This is a genomic window from Allorhizobium undicola ORS 992 = ATCC 700741 (assembly GCF_000621665.1).
Lineage (GTDB): Bacteria > Pseudomonadota > Alphaproteobacteria > Rhizobiales > Rhizobiaceae > Allorhizobium > Allorhizobium undicola.
In genome coordinates this window covers 291,276-307,475 of record NZ_JHXQ01000003.1, presented here as the reverse complement: position 1 = coordinate 307,475, position 16,200 = coordinate 291,276, and the positions used below count along the sequence as shown (strand labels likewise).

The following is a 16,200-nucleotide window of genomic DNA, read 5'->3' as shown; positions in this document are numbered from 1 at the left end:
CCTACCGTGTCAGCACCAGCCCGGCATCGGCTGGCCAGGAAAGGAAGACCTGATCGCCATAGGTCATGGGGCGATCCACGAGGCGCGAGACATTGGCCTGCGCGGCGCGGAAAGTGCGGCCGTCGGCAAGTTCGATGATGAAAACGGAGAAGTCGCCGAGATAGGCAATGTCCAGCACCTCGCCCTGCAACATGTTCACCGCGATTTCAGCCGGGGCATCGCGCGTGATGCGGATCTTTTCCGGGCGAATGGCGAAGGCAACCTGAGAGCCGGGCGCTGCCGTGCAGGGATGCGCCACCAGCGCCTCGAACCCCTCGCAGGCGATGCGGGAAAATTGCGGTGTCGGCCCCTCCCCCGCATAGGTGCCTTCGACGATGTTGATGTCGCCGATGAAATCGGCCACGTAGCGGCTGTTGGGCGCCTCATAGATTTCTGCGGGCGTTGCCACCTGCATCAGCTCGCCCTTGTCCATCACCGCGATCCGGTCGGAAACGGTCATGGCCTCCTCCTGGTCGTGGGTGACGATGAGGAAGGTGAGGCCCAGCGTCTGCTGGATGTCCATGAGTTCGAACTGGGTTTCCTCCCGGAGCTTGCGGTCGAGCGCGCCCAGCGGCTCATCCAGCAGCAGCACCTTGGGCCGCTTGGCAAGCGAGCGGGCCAGCGCCACGCGCTGCCTTTGCCCGCCGGAAAGCTGGTTGGGCTTGCGCCGGGCAAATTCCTCCAGCTTCACCAGCTTCAGCATTTCCGCCACCCGCGCTTCGATCTCGGCCTTGGGCAGATTGTCCTGCTCCAACCCGAAGGCAATGTTGCGCGCCACGCTCATATGCGGAAACAGCGCATAGGACTGGAACATCATGTTTGTCGGGCGGCGATAGGGCGGCACGCCTGAAAGATCCTTGCCTTGCAGCAGGATGCGGCCTTCCGTCGGCTCCTCGAAACCCGCCAGCATCCGCATCAGCGTGGTCTTGCCGCAGCCCGAAGGCCCCAGCAGCGAAAAGAACTCCCGCTCGTAAATATCGAGCGTCAGATTCTTGACCGCCGTATAGGGGCCGAAGCGCTTGGTGACATTTTCGAACCGGATGAAGGGCTTTTCCGCCGGATTGGTCCACGGCGCGAAGCTGCGTTTGACCGGCCCCAAGGATTTCGCCATCTGTCTACCCCCTGTCAAAGAAGAACGGGGCCTTATCAGCCCCGTTCGTTTCTTATTTGCCGGTCTTGACCTGCGTCCACAGACGGTTCAGCACGCGCTGCGACTTGGGATCGTAAGGCGAGATGGTGAAAAGCCGCTGCAAGGTTGCCTCGTCCGGGTAGACGGACGGGTTGTTGAACACATCCGGGCTGATGAGCTTCTGCGAGGCAAGATTGCCGTTGGCATAGGCCACGAAATCGGATGCCTTGGCGATCACCTCCGGCTTCATCATGTAATTGATGAAGGCGTGCGCTTCCTCGACATGCTTGGCATCGGCCGGAATGGCGAAGTTGTCGAACCACATATAGGTGCCTTCCTTGGGGATCACATAGGCGATCTCCACGCCATTCTTGGCTTCCTCGGCACGATGCTTGGCCTGCACGATGTCACCCGACCAGCCAATGGTGGCGCAGATGTCGCCATTGGCGAGATCGTTGATATAGGAGGCGGAGTTGAAGGTCTTGGCAAACGGACGGATGGCCGAATAGACCTTGCCGCCCGCTTCGAGATCCGGCGTCTTCTTGCTGTCGGGATCCTTGCCGATATAATTCATGGCAATGGCGAAGGTCTCATCCGACGCATCGAGGATGTTGAGCCCGCACTGCTTGAGTTTCTTGGCGTTTTCCGGCTTGAAGATGAAGTCCCAGCTATCGACCTTCACGTCATCGCCGAACACCTGCTTGATCTTCTTGACATTATAGCCAATGCCGGTGGTGCCCCACATGTAGTTCACGGCATACTGGTTGCCGGGATCGTATTTGGCCAGCCGGTCCATGACCTGCGGCCACATGTTGGCGAGATTGGGCAGTTTCGACTTGTCGAGCTTCTGGAACACGCCTGCCTGGATCTGCCGGGCAAGGAAAGGCCCCGTCGGCACGACGACATCATAGCCCGAACCACCGGCCAGCAGCTTGGTTTCCAACAGGTCGTTGTTATCGAACACGTCGTAGACGACCTTGATGCCGGTTTCCTTGGTGAAATCCTCAAGGATCTGCGGATCGATATAGTCCGACCAGTTGTAGACATGAACCTCCCGGTCCGCCGCCTGGGCGGAAACACCGGCAAGAAGGGCCGTCAGGGCGACGGCAGTGATGCGCAGCAAAGCGGATGTCATGATCTCTCCTGTGTCCGGGGGCCGCGAAGCAAGACCTGCGTTCCCTTTGTTTTTACTCAGACTAAGAAGGAAAACTGCCGCCGACAAGCGTAAATTTCCGTGGCGCAGCATGAAAGGGATTTCCGGCCCTCACGGATCTTGCCAGCGTCCCGGTCATCTTTGAGGAAAACCTTCGCGCCGGAACGTTCATCAATCTTTTCTAAACAACTTATGGTTTATTTATTTTTTGAAAATTACTATAGGATGAAATCATGAACGACACGAATGTGACCTACAACATCATTCTCGCCCCCGGCGATGTCGTAACCGGGGTGCGTCAGGACGGCGGCGAGGGGCATCCGGTCGTCCTGACCGGCACCCGGCCCGTCGAGGGCGCAGAGCCGCAGGCGCTTTTGTACCGCGGCCCCCTTTCTCCCACGGACAGTTCCGGATCGGCCGTTCTGACGCCGGCATTTCCCGGCCAGACCGTCACGACCTCGACCTTTTACGGACCCGACACGCCGCTTTTCAATCCACGCATCGGTCAGGGCAATGTGCGGGCCGTGGGAAGCTACAAATATGCCGAAGCACCGCAGCCCAAGGCCGATCATGGCATGATGTATGAAGGCCCGCTCGACGGCACCGGCATCTGGACCAATCTCGACGTGCCGCAGGACGTGGCTGGCGGCACGGTTTCATCCACCATTCCCCACAGCACGATGGGCGATCTGGTGGTGGGCAATTTCGACCTTGCAGACAAACCGGGCTCGGCCGCGGCCTTCATCTATCACATCGCCGGCAAGAGCTTTTTCAAACTCAGCCTCGGACCGCTGACCACAGCCTATGGCATCTGGCAGAATGGTGGCGATGAGAGCGCCTCATACACCATCGTGGGCGGGTATAAGGGCAATGAGGGCCTCAATCTCGGCTTCGTACTGGATTACGATGCGGCATCGCAGACGATCAGCCATGTGACGTCTTACAGTTATGACGACAAGCCAGGCATCGTCAGCCATTTCGAGGGCATCAGCGGCATTGCCGATGGCTACAGCCTGGCGGCCACAACCGATGCTGGCGCGGCCTATGTGGTGATCGGCAGAAACAGTGAGGGTGGCTTTGGTGAAGCACGCTGGCTTGCCGTTGCCTATCCCGGCAGCAGCAGCATTTCCACCGGCAATACGGTGATCGACAACCGCTTGATGGGGATTGCTGCCACCTCCAACGGCATTCAGGCCTATCTGGCCACCATCGGCTGACAATCCCTATTGAAAGTCGAAGACACTGAGCCCGGTCGTCATTTCATCCAGTCCCAGCGGGCGGGTCATGGGCGGCTCGGCGCGTGACAGACAGCCCCGCCGCTCGCACAGGCGGCAGGCGGGGCCAACCTCCAGCGGTCGCAGCAAGGCATCCGCATAAACCGTCGCCGCCGCCTCGCCAAGCGCGCAGGCAAGCATCAGCGCGGTGCGGCGAGGCCGCTCGTGAAAGGCGGCCTGCGGCCCCTCCAGCGTACGCGAGACGGTGAGAAAGCCCGCCCCGTCCGGCAGCATCACCGCCTCTGCCATCACCTGCCCCGGAGAGGAAAAGGCGGCGTGCAGGTTGAGCCTTGGACATTGGCCGCCAAAGCCTGCCCGCGGAAAGCCTTGCGCGCCCGCCCGCCGCAACACATTGCCCGCATTGTCGATTTCCATCAGGAAAAATTGCGGCCCTGCACCGCCTTGGGAGGAAGCGGGCTTTTGCAGGCTGACGAGGCGGGTTGCCGCCTGTTCGTAGGACACCCGAAATCGCGCCCGCAACACATCCACATCATAACGTGCTCGCTCGGCAGCGGGCTGAAATGCGGTGAGCGGCATCATCAGGGCATGGGCGCCATAGCGTGCCAGTTCGAAGCGGGCGAGCCTTCTTGCCTCGCCAGTGGTGAGCGGCAGGCCGGTCAGCGCCGCATCGATGGCGTCAGGAAAGGCCATCAGCGCCGTTTCCATCGCCACTTCCCGTAATTGATCGAAAGGCGAAAGCCGCTCCGATAGAAAAAGCCGCAGGGAATGGCGATCATAGCGGCGACGCAGCGTCGGCATGACGTGAACGGGCAGCGAGCGCACCACAATGCCATGCGTCTTGCGCAGCCATTCCTTCAGCCGTGTTTCCAGCTCTTCTCCCGCAGGCAAGCCACTGTAAAAACGCTCTGCCGCCGCCTCGATACCGGGGAAGTGAAAGGGCCGCGCCTCCAGCACATCGCGCACCTCATCCATCGGCAGGCGGGCGGCAGACAGCGCCGTTTCATGACCCTCGCGCGCCAGAAGCTCGGCCAGATCCGAAAGCCGTTTGGCTTGTTCGCGGTATGCGCGATAAAGCTTCACCACCCCGGCGGCGGCATTGGGAGCCGCCTCCGCCAGTTCCGACAATTCCTGCTCGCCGGGAATTTCGCCCGCCAGCAGCGGATCGGAAAACACCTCCCGCAGCGGTCCCGCCCCGCCCGCATCCCCTTGCAGCGCATCCGGCTCCACCTTGTAGACGCCCGCAAGCTTCACCAGCAATTGCACCGTCAGCGGCCTTTGATTGCGCTCGATAAAGTTCAGATAGGATGGCGAAATGCCCAGCCCCTCGGCCATGGCCGTCTGGGTCAGCTCCAGCTCCCGGCGAATGCGGCGCAGACGCGGCCCGGCGAAAATCTTGCGCTCTGCCATGCCGCCCCCTTTTGACAGAAATTCACACTTTTCGATATTTTACAATTTTTACAAATTTACAATAGCTCCTTGTGAAACACAAGACAACCTAACCCCTTTCATTGCTTGGATTATACGTTTCTTCTTGGGGAATTTTGCAACGCATTGTAAATTCCAAGACAGCAGAAAGCGGGTTTGAGAAGACATCAAGGCCCAGCGAAATAGGTTGAGGGAGACAGCTATGACCGATTTTTACACACTGGTTCCAACCGCCCCCAAGGGCCGGTTCGATGGCATCGAGCGCAGCTATGGCGTAGAGGATGTCAAGCGGCTGCGCGGCTCGGTCGAGATCCGCCATACGCTGGCGGAAATGGGTGCGAACCGCCTGTGGCAACTCATCGAGCGGGAGGATTTCGTCAACGCGCTCGGCGCGCTTTCCGGCAATCAGGCCATGCAGATGGTGCGCGCTGGCCTGAAGGCCATCTATCTCTCCGGCTGGCAGGTGGCGGCCGATGCCAATACGGCATCTGCCATGTATCCCGACCAGTCGCTCTATCCGGCCAATGCCGCCCCTGAACTGGCACGGCGCATCAACCGCACGCTGCAAAGGGCCGACCAGATCGAGACGCAGGAAGGCAAGGGCCTTTCGGTCGAGACATGGTTTGCACCCATCGTCGCGGATGCCGAAGCCGGGTTCGGCGGCCCGCTCAATGCCTTCGAGATCATGAAGGCCTTTATCGAGGCTGGCGCGGCAGGTGTTCACTATGAGGACCAGTTGGCGTCGGAAAAGAAATGCGGCCATCTCGGCGGCAAGGTGCTGATCCCGACGGCGGCCCATATCCGCAACCTCACCGCTGCCCGCCTTGCAGCCGACGTGATGGGCACGCCGACACTGATCATCGCCCGCACCGATGCGGAAGCCGCCAAGCTTTTGACCTCCGACATCGACGAGCGCGACCGCCCCTTCGTCGATTACGACGCAGGCCGTACCAGCGAAGGCTTCTATCAGGTGAAAAACGGCATAGAGCCCTGCATTGCCCGCGCCATTGCCTATGCGCCTTATTGCGATCTGATCTGGATGGAAACCTCCAAGCCCGATCTCGAACAGGCGCGGCGGTTTGCCGAGGCGGTTCACAAGGCCCATCCCGGCAAGAAGCTTGCCTATAATTGCTCGCCATCCTTCAACTGGAAGAAAAACCTGGATGATGCGACGATTGCAAAGTTCCAGCGTGAACTGGGGGCCATGGGCTACAAGTTCCAGTTCATCACGCTTGCTGGCTTCCATCAGCTGAATTTCGGCATGTTCGAACTGGCACGCGGCTACAAGGACCGGCAAATGGCCGCCTATTCCGAACTGCAAGAGGCGGAATTTGCAGCCGAAGCCAATGGCTACACCGCCACCAAGCACCAGCGCGAAGTGGGCACCGGCTATTTTGATGCCGTTTCCATGGCAATCTCCGGTGGCCGGTCTTCAACCACCGCCATGAAGGAATCAACCGAACACGACCAGTTCCGCCCGGCAGCGGAATAGGCTTGCCGCAAATTTATCACGCAGATCACAAACCCCGACATAATGAGAGGAGAAATGCCATGACCCCACAAACCCGAGTCAAGGAACGCGCCGAAGAACAGGCTTCCGCGATGACCAACGACCAGCAGGCGCTGATCCGTATGCTGGCCAATGACCTGCACCGGCTGAACCACGCGGTGATGAAGGCGGTGGAGGCGGGCGTTTCCGTGGAACTGGTGCGCTCGGCGCGCCACCACGGGGGTGATGGCAATTGGGGCGACCTGCTGATCCCGATCATCGTGACGCGGCAGGAAGCAGCCTGATGCGGCCAGCCCCTCGCCATTACAGCGCCGTGCGTTTTAACAAACGCACAAAGGACGCTGTAGGGGGCGGGCACCAGGAACCATTGAAGATGACTTCTGGCATTCCCTTTTCGAATATCTCAAGCCTCTGACGCAGTTGAGATATTCAAAATCCCTTCAAGGCACGGATGCCCTGGTATCTTGGTTGCCAATGCAATAGCGCCGTGCGGGAGGCACGGCGCTATTGTTATTTGGAATGGCTGGTTTCCTGTCAGGCCGCGTAACGGGCACCCCGGCCTGCGCCCTGTTCCGTTCTGAACTGCTGGAGCAGGCTTGCCAATTGATCGGCCTCTTCGGCCAGCTGGCGGCTTGCGGCACTGGTTTCTTCCACCATCGCCGCGTTTTGCTGGGTCAACTGGTCCATCTGGGTCACGGCGCCGTTCACCTCGCCAAGCGCTGCCGACTGGTCGCGGCTGGTTGCGGCAATACGTTCCACCGTTTCGCTGATGGCGGAAATCTGCTGGCCGATGGCGGTGAGTGCAGCACCCGTCTCCTGCACCAGCTTTGCACCGGCATTGACCTCGGTCGTCGAGGTGTGGATCAGCGCCTTGATCTCGTTTGCGGCGCGGCCCGAACGCTGGGCAAGTTCGCGCACCTCTTGCGCAACCACCGCAAAGCCCTTGCCCGCCTCCCCGGCGCGTGCTGCCTCCACACCGGCATTCAGGGCCAGAAGATTGGTCTGGAAGGCAATATCCTCAATCACGTCAATGATCTGCTCGATCTTGGTCGAAGCCTCCTCGATGCGGCCCATGGCCGCAATGGCATTGCCGACGACCACGACAGAGCCTTCCGCATGGCGGCGCGTTTCACCCACCTGCATATTGGCCTGCCGCGCCTGATCGGCGGCAGAACGTACATTGCTGGTGACTTCGTTGACGGCGGCGGCCGTTTCCTCCAGCGATGCGGCCTGGGTTTCGGTGCGGCGGGAAAGGTCGTCCGCCGCCTGGGCCATTTGCTGGACATTGCCCTGAATGGACTGGACATTGCCCTTGATCTGCATCAGCGTTCCTTGCAGTCGGTTCAGCGAACGGTTGAAATCGAGCCTGAGCTGCTCCAGCCGTCCCGTAAAGGGCGTGTCGATGGTCCGCGAAACATCGCCATCAGCCAACCGCTCCAGCCCTTCGGCAAGGGCGGCAACGGCAAACTGGATCTGACGGTCGGCCTCCTGCTTTTCGGCATCGTTGCGCTGGCGTTCGGCCTCGGCTGCCGCGCGCTCCCTTTCGCTTTCGGCTTCGATGCGCAGCTTGGCCTCGGCATTTTCCTTGAACACGCCAAGGGCGCGGGCCATGTCACCGATCTCGTCGGCACGGGCATCGCCGGCGATGTCGGTTTGCAGGTCGCCAGACGCCAGCCTGCGCATGGCAGCCGTGATCTGACCGATCGGCCCCTTGAACGTCACGACCAGACCAATTCCCGCAAAAACGGCGATCAATACGCCAAGCGACATGGCGCCCACAGAAATCCGGTTAGCCTGACTGCGCTCGCTGTCGGCCGCCTCCTGCTGCACGGCGGCAAAACCGGTGAGCCGCGACCAGAGCTGGTCGATTTCCTGGGCCGCCTGCCGGAAAGAGCTATCCCGGTCGGCGGCAAGCGCCGTCAACTTGCGGGCCTTGGCTGAAAGCTGCTCGGCCAATGGCCCCATGGCGGCGAAACGCGCCTTGGCACCGTCGGGAAGAGCCGGATTGGCGGCAAGTGCGGCCGCACGCTCCTTCATGCCGGAAAGCAAGCTATCGAAGGTCTTGCCAGCCTGGGCGCTGGCCGTGGTCAGAAAGCGGGACCCGCCAAGCTGCGCCCGGTCCATTGCATCCGTCATCTGGCGCGTTGCATCCACCAGCAAGGCCGCCTCGGCCATTGGCTTGTCCAGGGTCCCGAAGACCTGGGTTGCGTCACGGGCTTTGAGAGAAGCCGCCCCCTGCAAGCGAATGGTGGAAGGCCGCATGACATTGATGGCGCGGTCCAGCGTGCCGATGGTCGCGTCGTTGACCACGCCAATATCCACCTGATCGCCAATCACCTGAACGCTATCGGCAATGCCCTGCCCCACCACACGCTGGTCGGCAGGCAGCGCCGAAAGCACGGCGGCGCTGACATCCTTCAATTCGGCAAGATGCTCCTTCAGCAGCGCAAAACGCTGCTGCGGCTCCTGCAAGGCGTTGTAATCCGTCATCGTCTTGGCCAGCACGGTTGCCCCGCGCGTCAGCTTCTCGGCCTCGCGCAACATGGCTTTCGCCCGCGCTTCGTCATTGGCGATCCGGTCACGCACGCCGTTGGCCTCAGCCGTGAGATCGGCCTGGTTGCGGGCCAGTTCCTCCAGCGCCGCCTCCATGCCGTGCCGTTCGGAAAGCTCGGCCTGATAGAGTGTCCACAAACGCCCGACCTGCGCCGACATGGCATTGGTGCCGGAAATCGCCGCCTCGACCTCTGCCCGGCCTTCAGCCCCCTGCAAAGCCCCGCCAAGCTTTGTCAGCACGTCCATCTGCTCGGAGACGCGCGCATCAAGCGCCTGCTTGGTTTCCGCACTGGTCTGCTGGAGAAACAGTGTCATCCCGGCATAAACGTTCTTGAAGCCGCTCAATGCCTGCAAAACCGAAGAAGACATGTCCATGCGCGCTTGCAGCAGCGAGGAGGCATAAAGTCCGGTAAGGCCCACCGCCGATATGCTCAGAATAAATGGAAAGATGAAAACCAGAACCTTTGTTTGAATTCTGAACCGTGCAAGCAGACGATCGACGAACATGCGAAATCCCCGAATTAGATTACTCTAAATTGTTCTTTTGCGACATTCCGGCTCAGCAACATGATGTCCTCATAGTCCGAAATGCTTCGAGGCATAGTCTTTTTATTATGAGTGCCTTCTCGGGTCATCGCATGTGCGAGCTAAGAAATTCTGAACAAGCAAGCACTTCCGTAAGATTGAGCCTATATCTGCGTGCGTTGCATCAGACGCAGAAAGGACGCCGTACCAAGTTGAATTTTCTGCATTATTCCACACTTCGACTTCGATCGAAGGAATAGTGCCGCAAGACATCTTCGGGCAAGAAACTAAATTTTAGGTATAGAGAGGTTGCGCTCCAAGCATTTGTTTTTGCGCATGTCCGAATGGAAAATCGTGACGGAATGGCAGACGCCGAAGATGGCATCGCGGGCAGAGCGGCGCAGACGGCGGCTGCAATATGCATTCCGCCCAAGATCAGTCATGCCTCAATCGGTCATGGCTCAGGAAACGGCCCCGGCTGCACCCGGAGCCCGCAAAATCCCCTCCCGGCCAAAGGCATGGAAGCGCTGGAAAACAGAGCCTTTATCGGTAAAGCAGCGCCAGAACGGAAAGGGCCACGCAGGCGCCCATGCCCAGCATGGCACTGCGGAAAACGATCTTGCTCATGTCTTCGCGCGCTTTTGCGATGGCAACGGCACGCGCCTTGCGGATGGGTGTGTTCATCGGCTGCACTTTCCCAAAATCAGGAGAGAATCAATCTCTCACGCCAAGCCTAGACCCAAACCGCAGGAAACAACAGGAAAACGGAGCGGGCAATGTTCACGATGGTTCAGCAAACTTAACAAGTCTTGAAAATGGCGGCGAGATTGAGGCGTATTTCGGGTATAGCTAAAAAACATTGAAGCCTGAAGGCAGGCAAAGCGGCGTACATCAGGCCGCCTGCCCCGCCGCATGGCCACTGGCCCAGGCCCACTGGAAATTATAACCGCCGAGCCAGCCTGTGACATCCACGCATTCACCGATGAAAAACAACCCCGGCACCGTCTTTGCCTGCATGGTTTTCGAATCGAGATGGCTGGTATCGACCCCGCCAAGCGTCACCTCCGCGGTGCGATACCCCTCCGAACCCGCTGGCGTGACCGGCCAGCAATGCAGCTTTTGCCCAAGCGCCTCCAGCGCCTTGTCCGGCATGTCGGCCAGCGGACGCACAAGCCCCTCCCGCTCCGTAATATACTGCGCCAGCCGTTTGGGCAGATGCTGGGAAAGCGCGGTTTGCGCCGCCTGCCTGCCGTTCTCCCGCTTGGCCGCCTTGAGGAGCGCGGCAAAATCCCGATCCGGCTCGATTGCAAGCTGAATGTCCTCGCCTTCCCGCCAGAAGGACGAGATTTGCAAGATGGCCGGGCCGCTCAGCCCCCGGTGGGTAAACAGCAGTGCCTCGCGAAACCGTGTTCTGCCATGGCTTGCCTCGGCATCCACCGCCACACCGGAAAGGGCCGAAAGCTCGGCCAGAAGCTGCGGATCGAGCGTCAGGGGCACAAGTCCGGGCCGGGTTTCGATCAGGCCAAGCCCGAATTGCCCGGCAATGCGATAGGCAAGCCCTGTCGCCCCCATTTTGGGAATGGACTTGCCGCCACTGGCGACGATCACGCTGGCGGCGATAATCTCGCCCGCGCTACAACGTAAACGAAAGCCGGCAGCGGTTTTTTCGAGATCGTCGATCTCGCATTGCAAGTGAAGCTCCGCACCCGCATCGGCCAGTTCCGCCGTCAACATGCGGATGATGTCGCGGGCGCTGTCATTGCAAAAAAGCTGGCCCAGTGTCTTTTCATGCCAGCCGATGCCGTGGCCCTCGACCATGGCCAGAAAATCCTGCGGCGTGAACCGGGCAAGGGCGGATTTGGCGAAATGCGGATTGGATGAAAGGTAGTTTTTCGGCCCCGCATGGATATTGGTGAAATTGCAGCGCCCGCCACCGGAAATGCGGATTTTTTCGCCCGGTGCCCGCGCATGATCGAGGATCAGCACACGCCTGCCGCGGCGGGCTGCGAAAATGCCCGCCATCATGCCTGCCGCCCCGGCACCGATAATCAGCACGTCAACCTGTCTTGCCACGTCCGGGCTCCTTCTTGCTGTGAATGCTTCCTTTTCGAATATGAAATCAATGTCAATTCCCCGCTTCCCCCTCGCCAATTCGTTTCAGACGGCTATGATGGGGCAGGATCAACTCCAGCTCGGTGAGACATGCCTGCAAGAAAGACAATGCTCAGACCCAAAGGCGCAGCATCCAAGAAAACCCTGATGCCCCCGGACACCGATGGAAAGCGCGGCGTCAAGACCTGGAAGGAAGCCGCAAGCTGGCTGAGAGCCCGCGGCATCGAAGACATCGAATGCATCACCCCCGACCTTGCGGGCGTACCGCGCGGCAAGATGATGCCGACTTCGAAATTCACCGGCAACACCTCGCTTGCCCTGCCCTCGGCGCTTTATCGCCACACGATTTCCGGCGAATATCCCGACGAGACGGAAAACTTCCGCTACGATGCCCGCGACAACGACATCAAGCTGATGCCGGATCTGTCCACCCTGTCGGTCGTACCCTGGGAAACCGACCCCACCGCGCAGGTGATTTGCGACATTGTCGATACCAATGGCGAGCCGGTCAGCTATACGCCGCGCAATGTCCTGAAAAAGGTGCTTTCCCTTTACGAGAAAAAGGGCTGGAAGCCGGTGGTCGCGCCGGAAATCGAATTTTACCTCGTCGCCAAGAACGACGATCCCGATTATCCGTTGCAGCCGCCCAAAGGCCGTTCGGGCCGCTCCATTCTCGGCGGGCAGGGCTATTCCATTGCCGGGATCAACGAATTCGACGAGCTGATCGACGACATCTATCATTTCTCCGAGAAGCAGGGTCTGGAAATCGACACGCTGATCCATGAGGAAGGCCCCGCGCAGCTTGAGATCAACCTGCGGCATGGCGACCCAATCGAGCTTGCCGACCAGGTTTTCCTGTTCAAGCGCACCATTCGCGAGGCGGCGCTGAAGCACGGGATTTTCGCCACCTTCATGGCCAAGCCCATGCAGGGCCAGCCGGGCTCCGCCATGCATATCCACCAGTCGGTGGTGGATGCGGAAACGGGCAGGAACATCTTTTCCAATCCCGATGGCTCGCCCTCCAGCGAGTTCTTCGCCTTCATTGGCGGGATGCAGAAATATGTGCCGAATGCGCTGGTGATGATGGCGCCCTATGTGAATTCCTATCGCCGCCTGCAACCGGACATGGCCTGCCCGGTCAACAATGCCTGGGGCTATGACAACCGCACCACGGCCTTTCGCGTGCCGATCTCCGATCCGCAGGCGCGGCGCGTGGAAAACCGCCTGCCAAGCTCGGATGCCAATCCCTATCTGGCGCTGGCAGCCTCGCTGGGCAGCGGCTATCTCGGCATCTGCAAGGCGATAGAGCCCACCGCCCCTACCGAGGATACCGCCAATGAAGGCTCGATCGAGCTGCCGCGCGGCCTTCTCGAAGCCTTGGCGCTGATGGAGGACGAGCCCGATTTCGAGGAGGTTTTCGGGCGCGATTTCATCAATATCTATGCCGGTGTCAAACGGGGGGAGTTTGAAACCTTCATGCAGGTCATCAGCCCATGGGAGAGGGAATTCCTGCTTTTGAACGTGTGAACTCGCGCATTTCCCGTCAAATGGAAGCGGGTTTCCGTTCGCAGAGACGTAAAGACAAAGAGGTCGTGTGTTTGCCTGCGGTCGCAAGACAGGCAGACACACCGGAAAGGAACTCCCATGTGGCAAAGCCCAATCGCGCCGGGCCTCTCCTGGTATCAGGCCACCGTGGACGAACGCCCCGCTTACGCCGCCCTTGACGGGTCGGTCACGGCGGATGCCGCCATTATCGGCGGTGGCTTCACGGGTTTGCAGGCCGCCTTTCTGCTGGCGAAGGCGGGCGTGAAGGTGGTGCTGATCGATGCCAACCGCTTCGGCGATGGCGCTTCCGGCCGCAATGGCGGGCAACTCGGCACCGGCCAGCGCGCCTGGCCGGAGGAGCTGGAGGCCGAATTCGGCTTCGAGCGCGCCAAGGCCCTGTTCGACATGGCCGAACATGCCAAGACCTATCTGCTGGACTTTGCCCGCGAACACCAGATCGACATGGAATATCTGCCCGGACAGATGAATGTCGAACACAAGAAGGGCAAGGAAAAGGACTATCGCGACAGCGTGGAGATTGCCGCCACCCGCTTCAACTATCCGCATATGCATTTCATGGACCGGCAGGAAACGGCTGAGAGGCTGGGCTCCAGCCATTACCACTGCGGCATACATGACATCGGCACCGGCCATATCCATCCGCTGAAACTTCTGGCGGGGTTGGCGCGGGTGGCCGCCAATGCAGGCGCCCATCTGCACGAGATGACAGCCGCCAAAGCCCTTCGCCCATCCAGCGGCAAAACGCTGATCGAAACCGAAAGAGGCACGATTACCGCATCGAAGGTGCTGATTGCCACCAATGCCTATATCAACGGACTGGAGCCGGTCACGAGCGCCCATGTCATGCCGATCCGCTCCTTTATCGGGGCAACCGTTCCGCTCGATGCCTTTCCTGACATCATTCCCGGCAACGAGGCTGTGGCTGACAGCCGCTTCGTGGTGCGCTATTTCCGCAAGAGCCGCGATGGCCGCCTGCTGTTTGGCGGCCGCGAGGCCTATACCGCCGATAGCCCGCGTGACATTTCCCGCCATATCCGCCGCCAGATTGCGGAAATCTATCCGCAACTGTCTGATATAGACATGACCCATGCCTGGGGCGGGTCCGTAGGGATTACCATGAACCGGCAACCCTTTGCCCGCGAGGTCATGCCCGGCGTCATTTCTGTGGCGGGCTATTCCGGCCATGGCGTGATGCTGTCGAACTATTGCGGCGCCCTGTTCGCCCGATCGCTCCTGGGACAGGCCACGGAGCTGGACCTGTTCAAGGCGCTGAAAGTCCCGGCCTTTCCCGGCGGATCACGTTTGCGTTCACCGCTTCTGTTCCTGGCGCTGAGCTGGTATGCGCTGCGCGACAGGTTCTGAAAGCTTGCCGCCCAGATTTTTCCGGCCTGCCGCTGGCTTTTTTAAATCGATTGAATTATAAGCCCATCAACGGACAAGAATGAGAGACGCGCCTATGAGCAGCCAGATTATTCCCGTCGAACCTTTCGACTATGTTGTTTTCGGGGGAACAGGCGATCTTGCCGAACGCAAGCTTCTTCCAGCTCTTTATCACCGCCAGCTGGCCGGTCAACTGACCGAGCCGACGCGGATCATCGGTGCCTCGCGCTCTCCCATGACGCATGACGAATATCGCGAATTCGCAAGAAAGGCGCTCAAGGAATTCATCAAGAAAGATGAGTGGAGCGACGAGGAGATCGAAAAATTCTGCGCCCGGCTGTTCTACGTCTCGGTCGATGCCAAGGCCGACAAGGGCTGGGACGAGCTGAAGAAGCTGCTGGATCAGGGCAAGGACATCGTGCGCGCCTTCTATCTGGCCGTCTCGCCCTCCATCTTCGGCGATATTGCCGAGCGTATCCGCGATCACAAGCTCATCACCAAATCCACACGGATCGTGGTGGAAAAGCCGATCGGCCGCGACCTCGTGTCCGCTCAGGCGCTGAACGACACCATCGGCAAGGTTTTCAAGGAAGATCAGATCTTCCGCATCGACCACTATCTCGGCAAGGAGACGGTGCAGAACCTGATGGCGCTGCGCTTTGCCAATGCGCTTTACGAGCCCTTGTGGAACTCCGCCCATATCGACCATGTGCAGATCACCGTGGCTGAATCCGTAGGCCTCGAAGGCCGCGTCACCTATTACGACAAGGCAGGCGCGCTGCGCGACATGGTGCAGAACCACATTCTGCAATTGCTCTGCCTTGTCGCCATGGAAGCGCCCTCCTCGATGAATTCCGAGGCACTGCGCGACGAAAAGCTCAAGGTGCTGCGCGCCCTCAAGCCCATCGAAACGGCCAATGTCGAAAAAATGACGGTGCGCGGCCAGTACAAGGCAGGCGCTTCGGCAGGCGGACCCGTCAAAGGCTATACGGAAGAGCTGGAAGCAGCCTCCGACACCGAAACCTTCGTGGCGATCAAGGCCGAGATCAACAACTGGCGCTGGGCAGGCGTGCCCTTCTATCTGCGCACCGGCAAGCGGCTGGCACAGCGTGTTTCGGAAATCGTCATCCAGTTCAAGCCGATCCCGCATTCCATCTTCGACGAGGCCGCAGGCCGCATCGAAGCCAACCAGCTGGTCATTCGCCTGCAACCGGATGAAGGCGTCAAGCAATGGCTGATGATCAAGGATCCCGGCCCCGGCGGTATGCGCCTTCGCCATATCTCGCTGGACATGAGCTTTGCCGAATCCTTCGGCGTGCGCAACCCCGACGCCTATGAGCGCCTGCTGATGGATGTGGTGCGCTCCAACCAGACGCTGTTCATGCGCCGCGACGAGGTGGAAGCCGCGTGGAACTGGGTGGACCCTATCCTCAAGGGTTGGGAAGAACTGGGCCAGCGCGCCCAGGGTTACACCTCCGGCACCTGGGGACCGAGCCAGGCGATTGCGCTGATCGAGCGCGATGGCCGCACCTGGCATGAAGTTGATTGAAAATCGTGTTTGTACATGTGCGGA

12 protein-coding genes are annotated in these 16,200 nt (G+C 60.0%); 6 read left to right on the top strand and 6 right to left on the bottom strand.

Annotated features, from left to right (window positions below):
* Window position 1: 1 nt before the first annotated feature.
* The gene (locus T424_RS0105455; RefSeq protein WP_027486824.1) at window positions 2-1,150 is read right to left on the bottom strand and encodes an ABC transporter ATP-binding protein; all 1,149 of its coding nucleotides are present in this window, start codon (window positions 1,148-1,150) and stop codon (window positions 2-4) included.
* Between the two features lie 52 nt (window positions 1,151-1,202).
* Window positions 1,203-2,303: a polyamine ABC transporter substrate-binding protein gene (locus T424_RS0105450; protein WP_027486823.1), complete on the bottom strand. Its 1,101-nt coding sequence runs from the start codon at window positions 2,301-2,303 to the stop codon at window positions 1,203-1,205.
* A gap of 251 nt (window positions 2,304-2,554) precedes the next feature.
* Here T424_RS0105450 and T424_RS0105445 point away from each other — a divergent pair, with 251 nt between their 5' ends.
* Entirely contained in the window at window positions 2,555-3,538 is a 984-nt protein-coding gene (locus T424_RS0105445; RefSeq protein WP_027486822.1) for a hypothetical protein, read from the top strand.
* Window positions 3,539-3,544: 6 nt separating this feature from the next.
* Here T424_RS0105445 and T424_RS0105440 read toward each other — a convergent pair whose 3' ends face one another.
* Window positions 3,545-4,963 carry a helix-turn-helix domain-containing protein gene (locus T424_RS0105440; RefSeq protein ID WP_027486821.1) on the bottom strand — a complete coding sequence of 473 codons (1,419 nt, stop codon included), beginning with the start codon at window positions 4,961-4,963 and terminating at the stop codon, window positions 3,545-3,547.
* Between the two features lie 220 nt (window positions 4,964-5,183).
* Here T424_RS0105440 and aceA point away from each other — a divergent pair, with 220 nt between their 5' ends.
* Both aceA and T424_RS0105430 read left to right on the top strand, forming a co-directional pair.
* Window positions 5,184-6,473, top strand: a complete 1,290-nt coding sequence (gene aceA / locus T424_RS0105435; RefSeq protein WP_027486820.1) for an isocitrate lyase — start codon at window positions 5,184-5,186, stop codon at window positions 6,471-6,473.
* Window positions 6,474-6,532: 59 nt separating this feature from the next.
* On the top strand, window positions 6,533-6,775 hold the full coding sequence (locus T424_RS0105430; protein ID WP_027486819.1) for an SMc00767 family acetate metabolism repressor: 243 nt from the start codon (window positions 6,533-6,535) through the stop codon (window positions 6,773-6,775).
* Between the two features lie 250 nt (window positions 6,776-7,025).
* Here the strand turns inward: T424_RS0105430 and T424_RS20275 are convergent, their stop codons facing one another.
* The 3 genes from T424_RS20275 to T424_RS0105415 form a co-directional block, all read right to left on the bottom strand.
* Window positions 7,026-9,551, bottom strand: a complete 2,526-nt coding sequence (locus T424_RS20275) for a methyl-accepting chemotaxis protein (RefSeq protein WP_037066675.1) — start codon at window positions 9,549-9,551, stop codon at window positions 7,026-7,028.
* Between the two features lie 561 nt (window positions 9,552-10,112).
* The gene (locus T424_RS22425) at window positions 10,113-10,253 is read right to left on the bottom strand and encodes a hypothetical protein (protein ID WP_154664805.1); all 141 of its coding nucleotides are present in this window, start codon (window positions 10,251-10,253) and stop codon (window positions 10,113-10,115) included.
* Window positions 10,254-10,460: 207 nt separating this feature from the next.
* The gene (locus tag T424_RS0105415) at window positions 10,461-11,642 is read right to left on the bottom strand and encodes a BaiN/RdsA family NAD(P)/FAD-dependent oxidoreductase (RefSeq protein ID WP_027486818.1); all 1,182 of its coding nucleotides are present in this window, start codon (window positions 11,640-11,642) and stop codon (window positions 10,461-10,463) included.
* Between the two features lie 129 nt (window positions 11,643-11,771).
* Between T424_RS0105415 and T424_RS0105410 the strand changes: the two genes are divergently transcribed.
* From T424_RS0105410 to zwf, 3 genes are all read left to right on the top strand, one after another.
* On the top strand, window positions 11,772-13,208 hold the full coding sequence (locus T424_RS0105410) for a glutamine synthetase family protein (protein WP_027486817.1): 1,437 nt from the start codon (window positions 11,772-11,774) through the stop codon (window positions 13,206-13,208).
* 117 nt (window positions 13,209-13,325) lie between these two features.
* Window positions 13,326-14,609, top strand: coding sequence for an NAD(P)/FAD-dependent oxidoreductase (locus tag T424_RS0105405; RefSeq protein WP_027486816.1), 1,284 nt, complete (start codon window positions 13,326-13,328; stop codon window positions 14,607-14,609).
* A 94-nt stretch (window positions 14,610-14,703) separates the two neighbouring features.
* On the top strand, window positions 14,704-16,176 hold the full coding sequence (zwf, locus tag T424_RS0105400) for a glucose-6-phosphate dehydrogenase (protein WP_027486815.1): 1,473 nt from the start codon (window positions 14,704-14,706) through the stop codon (window positions 16,174-16,176).
* Window positions 16,177-16,200: the final 24 nt, after the last annotated feature.

Coding starts and splice junctions, on each gene's coding strand:
- zwf (WP_027486815.1), top strand. CDS start 14,704: ATGAGCAGCCAGATTATTCCCGTCGAACCTTTCGACTATGTTGTTTTC.
- T424_RS0105430 (WP_027486819.1), top strand. CDS start 6,533: ATGACCCCACAAACCCGAGTCAAGGAACGCGCCGAAGAACAGGCTTCC.
- T424_RS0105450 (WP_027486823.1), bottom strand. CDS start 2,303: ATGACATCCGCTTTGCTGCGCATCACTGCCGTCGCCCTGACGGCCCTT.
- aceA (WP_027486820.1), top strand. CDS start 5,184: ATGACCGATTTTTACACACTGGTTCCAACCGCCCCCAAGGGCCGGTTC.
- T424_RS0105440 (WP_027486821.1), bottom strand. CDS start 4,963: ATGGCAGAGCGCAAGATTTTCGCCGGGCCGCGTCTGCGCCGCATTCGC.
- T424_RS20275 (WP_037066675.1), bottom strand. CDS start 9,551: ATGTTCGTCGATCGTCTGCTTGCACGGTTCAGAATTCAAACAAAGGTT.
- T424_RS0105455 (WP_027486824.1), bottom strand. CDS start 1,150: ATGGCGAAATCCTTGGGGCCGGTCAAACGCAGCTTCGCGCCGTGGACC.
- T424_RS0105445 (WP_027486822.1), top strand. CDS start 2,555: ATGAACGACACGAATGTGACCTACAACATCATTCTCGCCCCCGGCGAT.
- T424_RS0105405 (WP_027486816.1), top strand. CDS start 13,326: ATGTGGCAAAGCCCAATCGCGCCGGGCCTCTCCTGGTATCAGGCCACC.
- T424_RS0105410 (WP_027486817.1), top strand. CDS start 11,772: ATGCCTGCAAGAAAGACAATGCTCAGACCCAAAGGCGCAGCATCCAAG.
- T424_RS22425 (WP_154664805.1), bottom strand. CDS start 10,253: ATGAACACACCCATCCGCAAGGCGCGTGCCGTTGCCATCGCAAAAGCG.